This is a genomic window from Parabacteroides sp. PFB2-10, assembly GCF_029893085.1.
In the GTDB taxonomy this organism is placed as follows: domain Bacteria; phylum Bacteroidota; class Bacteroidia; order Bacteroidales; family Tannerellaceae; genus QVMG01.
In genome coordinates, this window is record NZ_JARXWI010000001.1 from 266,824 (window position 1) to 278,761 (window position 11,938).

An 11,938-nucleotide genomic window follows, 5' to 3' on the forward strand; every position below is an offset into this window, starting at 1 on the left:
TTGAGAAGTCAGAAAGTAGTGTTAAAGATGATAGAAAATAATCACATAAATAATCTAATATGAAAACAAAATTAGCAATCTTATTATTTGCACCACTTATATTATCATGTACAAGTATTGTTTCCGATTTTTCGCCGAAGGAAATCATTGTGGCCGGTAAGATTATTAATCCTGAGGAGGATTCACCCAAAGTGGTACGTATTGATTTTACTGACGTGTTTAATGTTTCTCCATCCAGAGTTCAGATTCTTGACGCTCATAGTTCCTTCAGGATAACTTACCCCTCACCTTATCCCGCTCAATTCCAGTTAGAATACAGCAAATACGTGCCCCTTTATGCCGAACCGGGAGACTCAATATTTGTGACGATTGATGCAAAAAAGATTAAAGGAGAGAATTATACCAGTGCTGTGGTATTTTCGGGTGACAAAGCCAACATAAACAATTCTTTATGGAAGGGTATAGAATATATAGGCCATTCGCTTTCACCATTGTATTATGACCAACAGCCTTCCGATAGCCTCTCAGTTACAGAATACAACCAGGTTCTGGAACAAAAACTCACAACTCTCCATGATTCCATATCCAACTTTACACGGAAAAATAATTTTCCACATGAAGTAGAGATCATACTTAAAGGGATAATAAATTATGATATTTCTACTTATTGGTTGCAGAACTATAAAAATTCCGACTATACACCTGAAGCATCTGTACTAAAGCAGGAACTTCTTGAAAACAAAAAGTTGGAAATGTTTAATCCGACAAGTTTTACATATAAGGGGTGGCATAATCATGCGTTTAATTATGCAAATGCACTTTACCACGGATATGTTGCCGAGGACTATAATAATGATGAATGGATGAAAGGATGGGAGAAAGTTCGGAGTGTACTGAAAAAAATGCCTGCCGGAATTAACAGGGATTATATAACAACAATGGTAATAAAAGATTATTTCGATGAGCCGATAGACTCGCTTCCCCAGGCATGGGATTTAATTAACTCATCATTTGTGAAAGATTATATTGCCAGGTTGCAGAGTCAAACAAAACCGGAATTTGATAATATTGATATTCCGGGTATATCTTATTTAAATTCGAACCATATAGTGGAACCTGTACCTGCTAACTTTATTGAAACTATTTCTGCCAGATACAGAGACAAAGTCATATATATAGATGTTTGGGGTACATGGTGCGGTGCATGCAAAGTATTATTCCCTGCAGCGAAACTTCGTAAAGAGGAAATGCGGGATAAGGATGTCGTATTTGTATATCTATGCGTTACTTCAAAAATGGAACAATGGCTGAAAGATATCGAAATGTTACAGTTAGAAGGTGAACATTATTTTCTTGATGAAGATGCCTCAAAACTTTTTACCGTGAATTATCAGATTGCTTCATATCCCCGATATATGATAATAGGGAAAGATGGAAAGTTAAAAACAAATAATGCACCACGACCCAGTTGGAAGGCTGAGTTCGAAAAAGAAATAGAATCTTATTTGTAATTCTGTAATTTAAAATTTGAGTCGGTTGGTAGTGATTTAATGAGTAAAAAACCTCCTCCTTTTGTGGTTTCACCCGAATCCTGTTATTTTTGTATCATAGTATGGAAACAGGTGAATATATACGGCAATCGCTTAGCGGTCTCTATCCGGTGGATGAGGCGGAGGCGCTTTTACGGCTTATCGGGGAACATCTCTGGGGCATGCCCTACTACCGGATCCTGATGACGCGGCCTTCGCTGTCGGAAGAACAGGCGGAAAGGCTTCGTATGATTGTCGAACGGTTGAAAAAGAAGGAACCTATACAATATATAATAGGCGAAACGACTTTTTATAACCTCCTGTTTCAGGTGAATGCCTCCACCCTGATTCCCCGCCCCGAAACGGAGGAGCTGGTGGAATTGATTATCGGCGATAACCGGCAGAGAGAGTCGCTGTCGTTATTGGATATCGGTACGGGAAGCGGCTGCATCGCCGTGGCATTGGCCAAACACCTGCCTGGGGCGACGGTCACCGGCGTTGATATTTCCAAAGAAGCCTTGACCGTAGCCGCGCAAAACGCAGAGAAGGCGGGCTGCGAGAATGTCAGTTTCAGACAGATCGATATCCTCGACAGCGGGCAGGCATTGGCGGGGTTGCCCGACAAGTTTGATATCATCGTCAGCAATCCGCCCTATATCATGGAGAAAGAGAAAAGCGCGATGAAAGAAAACGTATTTGCCTATGAGCCGGGTACCGCCCTTTTTGTGCCCGACGAGGATCCACTTCTTTTCTACCGCGCCATCGCCCGCTTCGGAAAAGAGCGATTGCGCCGGGAGGGACTACTCTATTTCGAAATCAATGCCCTGTTGGGAAACGAAACGGCCGCTATGCTCCGCGAAGAGGGCTACCGGGAGATTGAACTGATCAAAGACCTTTCCGGCAAAGACCGGATTATCAAAGCCAAAACCGATTAACACTATGACAGAATCCGAACTGCTTCACCGCATGGCTGCCCTTTGCTCGGGCAGCGAACATTGCATACAGGACATTCAGAAGAAAATGGCTTCGGCCGATCTGCCTCCGGAGGCCAAAGAGCGGATCATGGCCCGTTTGTTGCAGGAGAAATTCATCGACGAGGAACGCTTCTGTCGGAGCTTCGTCCGCGATAAGATCCGTTTCAATAAATGGGGCAAGGTGAAAGTGGGCTATGAACTGCGTCGGAGAAACATCCCCTATAGCTGTTATGCCGACGCCTTGGACGCCTTCGACATGGAGGAATACCGTGCAATCCTGTCCGGTCTGCTTCGCGAGAAAAAGCGATCGGTGCGTGGAAAAGACCAGCGCGAGGTGTTCTACAAACTATTGCGCTTTGCCGCCGGACGCGGATTTGAAAGCAACGAAACGATCCGCTGCCTGAAAGAACTCGATATCGAAACCGACGACTATGAAGAAAATACTGATTAGCCTGATAAACCTCTTTTATCCAAACCTGTGCAGACTATGTAAAAGAGTATTGATCGAAGGGGAAACAGCCGTTTGCCTCGACTGTCTTTATCATTTGCCACGGACGGGCTACCAAAATTATGCAGACAATCCGGTGGTTCATCTGTTGATCGACCGCCAGGCGTTGGAGGCCGCGACTGCACTGTACTATTATGAACAGGGCGGACAGGTGCAAAAACTGGTTCATCTCATCAAATATCATGGCCATAAGGAATTGGGCTATCAGTTCGGCCGCCAGGCCGCCAGGGAATGGCGGGAGGCGGATCATCCTTTCCAAAAGGCCGATTTCATCGTTCCTTTGCCCCTTCACGCCAAAAAGCAACGACGTCGGGGGTATAACCAATCGGAGTGGATCGCGCGCGGGATTGCGGAAGAGACAAAAATCCCTCTATTGACAACGGCCATCCGGCGCGATGTGATGACCGAAAGCCAGACCCGGCTGAAAGGATACAACCGCTGGCTGAACGTGAAAGATATATTTTCGGTGACCGAACCGGAGCGACTGGCGGGCAAACATATTCTCCTGGTCGACGACGTAATCACCTCCGGATCAACGGTAGGTGCCTGCATGGATGCGTTGTCTGCCATTCCGGGTATCCGGATAAGTGTTTTCGCGTTGACAATGGCCGCGCAATAAACGTAAAATAAGCGTTAATAAATAGGCAAATATCCGTGAGTTTTGCCTATTTTTGTCGGTTGATACAAAAATATATATTACGACTGTATGAAAACACTCGAACAATTAGTGGCAGAGAAATTATTAAAGATCAAAGCTGTCAAACTGCAACCGGCCAATCCGTTTACCTGGGCCTCCGGTTGGAAATCACCGATCTATTGCGATAACAGAAAAACTCTCTCTTATCCGGATGTTCGCACTTTTATTAAGTTGGAACTGGCCCGTGTCATCAGCGAAAAATATGAAAACGTAGATGCTATTGCGGGAGTAGCCACAGGAGCCATCGCCCAGGGCGCATTGGTGGCCGATCTGTTGGGACTGCCGTTTGTATATATTCGTTCCACCCCGAAAGACCACGGATTGGAGAATCTGATCGAAGGCGAATTGAAGCCCGGATCGAAGGTGGTGGTGATTGAAGATCTTGTATCAACAGGGGGAAGCAGCCTGAAGGCCGTAGAAGCCGTACGCAATTTCGGTTGCGACGTGATCGGTATGGTTGCTATCTTTACCCATGGTTTCCCGGTTGCCGAAAAGCAATTCAAAGAAGCGAAAGTGACATTGACGACGCTGAGCAACTATGACGCTGTGATTGAAGAGGCATTACGCACCGATTATATCGACGAATCGGAGATTGCCACGCTGCAGGAATGGCGTAAGGATCCGGCACACTGGAACCCCTGATAACCTGACAAATAGAAGGAATGACAGAATTTGTAAGCGGGACTAAATCGATCCCGCACAAGGATGAACATATTTTTGCGACACTATCCGATCTATCCAATCTGGAGAAGGTACGCGACCGGATTCCGGAAGATAAGATCAAAGATTTTACCTTCGACAGCGATAGTTGTAGTATGAATGTCAACCCCGTCGGTACGATCACTTTTCAGATTGTCGAACGCGAGCCTAACAAAACCATCAAATTTGCAACCACTAATTCGCCTGTTCCCCTTTTCCTGTGGATACAGCTGAAGCCGGTTGCCGAGGACGATACCCGTATGCGCGTCACCGTGCGTGCGGATCTGAGCCCGCTGATCAAGCCGATGGTCTCTAAACCGCTGCAGGATGGCGTAGAAAAGATTGCCGACATGCTCGCCAGTCTTCCCTATTCCACATTATAATTAGCAATTATCCATTATTAATTATCAATTTGTTCACGTGGCTCAAAAGCTTTGGGAAAAAAACGTAAAAGTCGACCAGGAGGTTGAACGATTTACTGTCGGCAAAGACCGGGAGATGGATCTTTATCTGGCCAAGTACGATGTACTGGGATCGATGGCGCATAGCACGATGTTGGAAAGCATTGGTCTGCTCAAAAAGGAGGAACTGGCGTTGCTGCTGAAGGAACTGAAATCGATCTACGCGATGGCCGACCGGGGCGAGTTTGTGATTGAAGAAGGGGTGGAAGATGTCCACTCACAGGTGGAATTGATGTTGACCCGCCGTCTGGGCGATGTGGGGAAAAAGATCCACAGTGGCCGTTCGCGCAACGACCAGGTATTGCTCGATCTGAAGCTCTACACACGGGCCGAGATCCGGGAGCTGGTGGTGTTGGTGAATGAATTGTTTGAGGTACTTATCGAGCAAAGCGATACATACAAGGAGGTACTCCTGCCGGGCTATACTCATTTGCAGGTGGCGATGCCCTCTTCGTTCGGATTATGGTTTGGTGCGTATGCCGAAAGCCTTGTCGACGACCTGCAACTGATGCAGGCGGCTTATAAGATAACGAACCGGAATCCGCTGGGTTCTGCGGCAGGCTACGGCTCTTCTTTCCCATTGAATCGCCAGATGACAACCGACCTGCTTGGGTTCGATTCGATGGATTACAATGTAGTTTACGCGCAGATGGGACGGGGTAAGATGGAGCGGACGGTGGCTTTTGCCATGGCCGGCATAGCGGCTACGCTTTCCAAACTGGCTTTCGATGCCTGTATGTTCAACAGCCAGAACTTCGGATTCGTGAAACTGCCGGATCAGTTCACCACTGGATCGAGCATTATGCCGCATAAAAAGAACCCGGATGTGTTTGAATTGACACGTGCGAAATGCAATAAAATACAAGGGTTGCCACAGCAAATCACCCTAATCACCAACAACCTGCCTTCGGGCTACTTCCGCGATCTGCAGATCATCAAAGAGGTGTTCCTGCCTTCTTTCGACGAGTTGAAAGACTGTCTGCACATGGTGACCTTTATGATGCGTGAGATTGAGGTGAACCGTCATATTCTGGATGATCCGAAATATGCGCTTCTCTTCAGTGTGGAGGAGGTGAACCGCCGGGTATTGGAAGGAATGCCCTTCCGCGATGCCTACAAAGAGGTGGGACTGGCGATCGAAGCCGGAGAGTTTGTGCCCGACAAAACCGTACAACACACGCATGAAGGCAGCGTAGGCAACCTTTGCAACGACCATATTCAGGTATTGATGCAGCACATAATCGACGAATTCTCTTTTGAGAAGGTCAGCCAGGCCGAAAAGAAACTAATCGAAGGGTAAAGAAAAATGATGAAGAGAGTGGTGTTGATATGTTTGGTACTCCTTACTTTCGCCTCATGCGAAAAGTCGGAAAACCCGGAGATGCCCTACGCACCTGTCAACTTTAAGGTGTTTCTGAGTGGGCAGGATCATGATTTGAATGGCATATTACACTATAAAACATTTACAAAACCGCGGTTGGCCAATGAATATGTCGGCTATGCGGGGATTCTGGTAGTCTGTGGCTTCGACAATGTATATCATGCCTATGAGCTCTGTTGTCCGCATGAAGCCTTGCGAAACAAGACCATTGTGCCTAATACGGATGGCACAGCGACCTGCCCGAGTTGCAATACGGTGTACGACATAGGATACGGCACCGGAAGCCCGGCAAGCGGGCCATCCAAATATATGCTTCGAAAATTTAATACCATTCCCTCCGGTCAGGATTTGATTATTCAGTATTAAGTAGAGAATCTTTGGAGGGAACCACCATGCCTGGGGGTGACTTTGCACTTACGCATCTGCAACTTGAATCTGTCTGCGACAACTTTTTCACCCGATAATTTGCACAAATAAAAGATTTCTCTACCTTTGCACACGCAAAACAAGCGCAAGTGTAAACTTCCTAATGCGCATGATGTGCAACTTTAATACAACGCGAAAGTAGCTCAGTTGGTAGAGCATAACCTTGCCAAGGTTAGGGTCGCGGGTTCGAATCCCGTCTTTCGCTCATCTCTTTTAGAGAAAAGGATGCTCGGATGGTGGAATCGGTAGACACGAAGGACTTAAAATCCTTTGGCCATTGCGGCTGTGCGGGTTCAAGTCCCGCTCCGAGTACCATATTTTAACGTCAGTAGCTTATTATCAAGCTGTTGGCGTTTTTTTTGCTCTTTCGTGTCACTTAAATGTCACTTCGCTAATTTTATACCATGATACCCCATAAAAAGAGTCGTCTTGACTAAAATAATATTTTCAGTAATTCAAGCTTTGTAAGTAGGTTGAAATAGCGATGATAAGCAAAAAAAACAGGCATTCTCCAGATGAACCTTATATAACCGGTTTTGCCCCTGCCAGCGGGATCTCTTCCGTGATGCCGGCGACAGGGCCGAAGGCGTAGGTTTCGGGACCCAGCTTCTGCGAAGAGGTTAGCATCTCGTCCCAGGTGATAAACTTGCCGGTATAGGCCGATTCCCGTCCCATCATAGCCATCAGGGTCGATTGCACATGAATTTCAGTATCGTTCACCGGCTGATGGCGGCGGATAGCCGTGACTAAGCGGATGAGCTCTTGCGCATAGGGATCGGGCACGGCCATCGACTGGTCGGCATCTCCTTCGGCAGGATAGGGATATTGCCAGGCAATGGAGCCGTCCAGGTTGTAAATCGTATTGAAACAGTTCGTATAGCCCTTTGTGCCATAGACCATTACATTATGCAGGTTGTCACACCCTCCGATCTGTCGGGAGGTACAATGGGCACGAATGCCATTCTCAAAGAGATATTCGATGCTGAAAAAGTCGTATTGATCGCCCGTTACACGACGTTGCCGTCCACCAGTTGCCTCCGCACGAACAGGCTTTCGCCCGCCCATAAACCACGACATCATATCGATTTCATGGATAAATTGTTCGACCACCAGATCGCCCGAAGTCCAACAGAAATTCACCCAATTGCGCAGCATATATTCCATATCGCTCCATTCCGGCTGGCGTTGCACGAACCATAGGGCATTGCCCAGGCGGGAGACATGCGCCGAAACCACCTCTCCGATGGTTCCTTCCGCCACGCGCCGATAGGTTTCGAGACAGTCTTTCTGCAAACGGCGGATCATGCCACTGACAACCGAGAGACCCTTTTGATCCGCCCTTTTCCCCAAAACCAGCATCTGCCGGGCACCTACCGGATCTACGGCACAAGGCTTTTCCAGGAAACAATGTTTTCCTTTCTCCAAGGCATACTCAAAATGAATCGGACGAAACACGGGAGGGGCACACAAAAGCACCACATCGACCTCCGAATCGATCACCTGTTGATAAGCATCGAATCCGATAAAACAATTCGCCTCGGCTATCTCCACTCCCTTCTCTTTCAAAAGCTTTCGGCAAGTGGCCATCTTGTCTTCGAAGACATCGCCCAACGCCGTCACTTCCAAGCCGTTTCCTGCCTCAATAAAATTGATAGCAGCACCTGTCCCACGTCCTCCACAACCGACCAGTCCGGCTTTCAACGGTCGCCCGTCGGGAGCTTTCTGTAATATCTCTGGCAGGGAAATGGGAGATTTGTTCGGCGATCGATCACTGCATCCTGTTAGAAAGGCGGGAAGGGAAATAGTGCCTAATGCACCCGCCAATGTTCCGCGAAGAAATCTTCTTCGCCCGATAGTCAAGTTTTCTTCCATAGTAAGTCGTTCTCTTCTGCAAAGATAAGAAAAAACCCTCTTTTTTTGCGCATTTTTCACCCATACATCCACTTCCGATCAAAGAGGATAAATATTGAAGGGGGATGCAACCGAGAGGGGGGGGCAGGGGAGAGGCCTCTTTTTTCGAAATGTTAAAATCGCGATTGTAAGCAAAACGGGCGTTTTGCTTACAAATCCATACGTTAAAAAGTGTTTCTCCCGGGAGTTTGTCCCCAAAGTCCCGCTTTTTTGCGCGCAAAGTCCTTCGGAAATTACAAATCGTAAATTGGAGGTTTCATTCGAAATGAACAAAATTAACGTTTGTTCACATTGTTTTTTTAAAATAGAATAGTTGCCTAATAGGGGAATCCAATTGTTGTAAAATGTGAAGGTGATGGGAGATAGAAGTGGGAAAATGCTCAAAACCGACAAAAAAAATCGTATCTTTGTGGCACAAAACAATTAACTAAACCAATTAAAATGAGGCGAATAAACCGTTTTATATTCTTCTATCTCTTGAGTTTCTTGACCTTTTTGATAACCGGTTGTAGTAAAGATAGCCAAGAACCTGACGATCCTGTTCTACCCCAGGATGAATATGTTGGCATTCACAAGACCCTCACCTATATACAGGAAATGAGGGAGCTGCATGAGGGCGAGTTTATCTGTTATTTTCGAACCGATAAAGAGGAGATTATCACCCGTGTGGCGGATCATTCCCGTCGAAAAAATATATCGACACTTCTCTTACGGGATGGATTGAAAGAGGGCGTGTATGAGTTTCTGCGCATGGAGTACGAAAAAAAGCAGGAAGACGCGACTGTCCGGATGATGTCGGTCGGCTTCGGCGCCCTGCTTCAGGTGACAGCCGAAGGAATTAATAACAAACGTGATTACGACCCTTCGGTTGGCTTCTTTGGCGCCGGCACAAAAGAGAGTCCTTATATTATCAGTGCAGACAGCCATCTGTTGAAGCTGGCCAAATTGGTCAACGATACGAACGATGAGCGATATCTCCTGAAAGCGGGTAGTTTCTTCCGGCAGACCGACGATATCGATATGGACGACATCAGTTATGAGAGCGACCATAAGTATGGCTGGCGGCCGATCGGCTTAGAGCCGGGGCTCCCTTTTATCGGGAGCTACGACGGTGGCGGTTATTCGCTTACCGGACTCTACACGACACGTCCGAACACGACCGGCGTAGGGTTGTTTGGCTATGTTTGCCAGTCGTATCTTCAAAATATCGTGATGCAGGGTGCCTCCATAGGGGGAAATAGCAGCGTGGCCGCTTTGATTGGCAACGTGGTTACCTACGGCAACGAACGTGCCCGCACGATCATCCGCAACTGCCGGGTCGAGCAGAGTCGTGTCGTTTCGGAAAAAGGAGGCGTTGGCGTAGGTGCCCTATTAGGTACGATCGATGGTCGCGCGTTGGTCTTTGTCGATTCCTGCTCGGTCGATCAGGAGAGCGCGATCGAAGGAGACACCGGTATCGGTGGGCTCGTGGGCATGGGCTTGACCTTCTCCTCCCTGTTTGTGACGAATAGCGACAACAGGGCTTCTATTCAGGCTGATAACACCGGAGCAGGAGGCATCATCGGACTGGCAGACACGCTCTTAGTGGTGACATGCGACAACTACGGATCGATCCGGGGAGCCTTCAAGGCCAAAGGCGAAAACGAGCGCTATGGCGCCGGAGGCATTGCCGGAGGAAGTGGCAACGCGGTCTTCGCCGGGTGTAGTAACCTAGGGCGGGTTCAGGGAGAACGAGGCGTAGGAGGCATCCTGGGCAGCACCTTGGTCAATGTCGACGAGCGCATCTACAACAGCATCGCCATGCAATCGTGCCATAACAACGGCGAGGTAATGGCAACCCGATATGCCGGAGGACTCTGTGGCGAAGCACAAGGCATGCTGTCGGACTGTTTCAACCAACATAGGGTTCAGGTCACCAGTGGATATGTGGGGGGTATCATCGGATATCTGCCGGGAGGCACCATCTACAATGTGAGTAATTTCGGCACGATTGTCAGCACCGGTAAATGTGGCGGCATCTGTGGAAAGACAGATATCGGCATTATCGGCATTGCCAACAACTTTGGAAAGATACAGGCCAATGGCGAATGTGTCGGTGGTATTCTCGGTATGGGTAGTAGCAGCAGCATGGTTCATTATTGCAGCAACTTTGCCTCAGTCAATAACCCCGAAGGAAAGAACACGGCAGGGCTGGTGGGTATGATTGGCGATGTCAGGACATGGAGCGAAGAGGATATTGCCAATATCGTTATGGGGGCTATTGATATTGTAGGAGGAGTCATCAGTTTCGCCACGATCGGCTTAGAGGCGCTGGAAGGAGGATTGAAGTTGGGGCTTGGCATTGCCGGCATCGTCACCGCCAGTACGATCTGGATTGGCGACGCCACCCTGTTTACGCTCGGTTTTCTATTGGAAGACTACGATCTGTCGGCAGAGGCAGTCCTGTGGTCGGATGCCATTCAGGCCAAGCTGATGGCAAAGGCCCATCTGTTAGACAGCGATCACAACCAGGCTATTAATGACGCCATGGATACATGGGATATCACGCTGGATAACAACTTCAACAAAGCGGTGATCACGGATCATTTCAAGAAGAATATTTTTCAGTTGAAATCGTTCTATACCAGTCAGGCGAATGAAGGCGCCAATTCAATTCTTTTCAATAAAAATGTCAATGCGGCGCGTGACGAAAGAGGCCTGCTTGTGGCCCAAGCGAAAGAGGAGAACAGCCTGTCGCATACCATCATTTCGGGCATCTGCATCGGCTTGGCCTTGGTGGTCACCGTCGCCAGCATTGTGGCCGCGGCCGCTTCAGCCGGGACACTCACCGCGGTGGCGATTGGGGTGACCGGGGGTGTGATAGCCATTATCGGTGGCGCGAATACGATTCATGGCGTATGCACCGATTTCGCGGAAAACGTATGTGTGGTCGATCAATGTATGAATGCCGGAGATATTGAGGGTGGCGACAATACTGCCGGCTTGGTCGGCACGCTGGAGCAGAATTGTAGAATCGCGAACTGCATCAATATAGGAAACGGCAATGGCAATAGCCCCGCCTTTGCCCATATCCATTCACATACCGAGGTGGAGAATTGCCTGAATGCCGGTATGTCCTGGAAAAAAGTGGTCAATACGACAGGTCAATACGAAGCGGTCACCAACTGTTATTCGCTGAAAAACAATAATGAAAGCTTAGGAGGTTGTACCCCGCTCGAATCGGGATTCGACAAAACCACCACATACCATAACTGGTCGATAAACGGGGATGAATCGCCTTGGCATATCCCCGAATCGACAGAGGGCGCTTTCCCTATTCCCTATTATTCACAAATGCAAAAAGAAAAATAAG

The 11,938-nt window shown here is 48.0% G+C and carries 10 protein-coding genes and 2 tRNA genes; 11 read left to right on the forward strand and 1 reads right to left on the reverse strand.

Annotated elements, in window-relative coordinates:
* Positions 1-59 precede the first annotated feature (59 nt).
* The 10 genes from M2137_RS01145 (at position 60) to M2137_RS01190 (ending at position 6,990) form a co-directional block, all read left to right on the forward strand.
* Positions 60-1,511: a TlpA disulfide reductase family protein gene (locus M2137_RS01145; protein ID WP_280764622.1), complete on the forward strand. Its 1,452-nt coding sequence runs from the start codon at positions 60-62 to the stop codon at positions 1,509-1,511.
* Positions 1,512-1,612: 101 nt separating this feature from the next.
* A complete protein-coding gene (gene prmC / locus M2137_RS01150; RefSeq protein ID WP_280764623.1) occupies positions 1,613-2,464 on the forward strand; it encodes a peptide chain release factor N(5)-glutamine methyltransferase in 852 nt (283 codons plus the stop codon).
* A gap of 4 nt (positions 2,465-2,468) precedes the next feature.
* Complete coding sequence (locus M2137_RS01155) at positions 2,469-2,954, forward strand: regulatory protein RecX (protein WP_280764624.1); 486 nt, start codon at positions 2,469-2,471, stop codon at positions 2,952-2,954.
* Positions 2,935-3,630, forward strand: coding sequence for a phosphoribosyltransferase family protein (locus tag M2137_RS01160; RefSeq protein WP_280764625.1), 696 nt, complete (start codon positions 2,935-2,937; stop codon positions 3,628-3,630). Before M2137_RS01155 ends, M2137_RS01160 begins: the two co-directional genes overlap by 20 nt.
* 87 nt (positions 3,631-3,717) lie before the next feature.
* Entirely contained in the window at positions 3,718-4,350 is a 633-nt protein-coding gene (gene pyrE, locus M2137_RS01165) for an orotate phosphoribosyltransferase (RefSeq protein WP_280764626.1), read from the forward strand.
* A 20-nt stretch (positions 4,351-4,370) separates the two neighbouring features.
* Positions 4,371-4,790 (forward strand): SRPBCC family protein, encoded by a 420-nt coding sequence (locus tag M2137_RS01170; RefSeq protein ID WP_280764627.1) that lies wholly within the window; start codon positions 4,371-4,373, stop codon positions 4,788-4,790.
* 37 nt (positions 4,791-4,827) lie between these two features.
* Positions 4,828-6,168, forward strand: a complete 1,341-nt coding sequence (gene argH / locus M2137_RS01175) for an argininosuccinate lyase (protein ID WP_280764628.1) — start codon at positions 4,828-4,830, stop codon at positions 6,166-6,168.
* A gap of 6 nt (positions 6,169-6,174) precedes the next feature.
* Positions 6,175-6,615 (forward strand): hypothetical protein, encoded by a 441-nt coding sequence (locus tag M2137_RS01180; protein WP_280764629.1) that lies wholly within the window; start codon positions 6,175-6,177, stop codon positions 6,613-6,615.
* Positions 6,616-6,807: 192 nt separating this feature from the next.
* Positions 6,808-6,880 (forward strand) — tRNA-Gly (locus tag M2137_RS01185).
* A gap of 22 nt (positions 6,881-6,902) precedes the next feature.
* Positions 6,903-6,990 (forward strand) — tRNA-Leu (locus M2137_RS01190).
* Positions 6,991-7,197: 207 nt separating this feature from the next.
* On the opposite strand, the gene M2137_RS01195 is transcribed toward M2137_RS01190, so the two are convergent.
* Positions 7,198-8,547: a Gfo/Idh/MocA family oxidoreductase gene (locus M2137_RS01195; RefSeq protein ID WP_280764630.1), complete on the reverse strand. Its 1,350-nt coding sequence runs from the start codon at positions 8,545-8,547 to the stop codon at positions 7,198-7,200.
* A 480-nt stretch (positions 8,548-9,027) separates the two neighbouring features.
* Between M2137_RS01195 and M2137_RS01200 the strand changes: the two genes are divergently transcribed.
* A complete protein-coding gene (locus M2137_RS01200; protein ID WP_280764631.1) occupies positions 9,028-11,937 on the forward strand; it encodes a hypothetical protein in 2,910 nt (969 codons plus the stop codon).
* Position 11,938 lies beyond the last annotated feature (1 nt).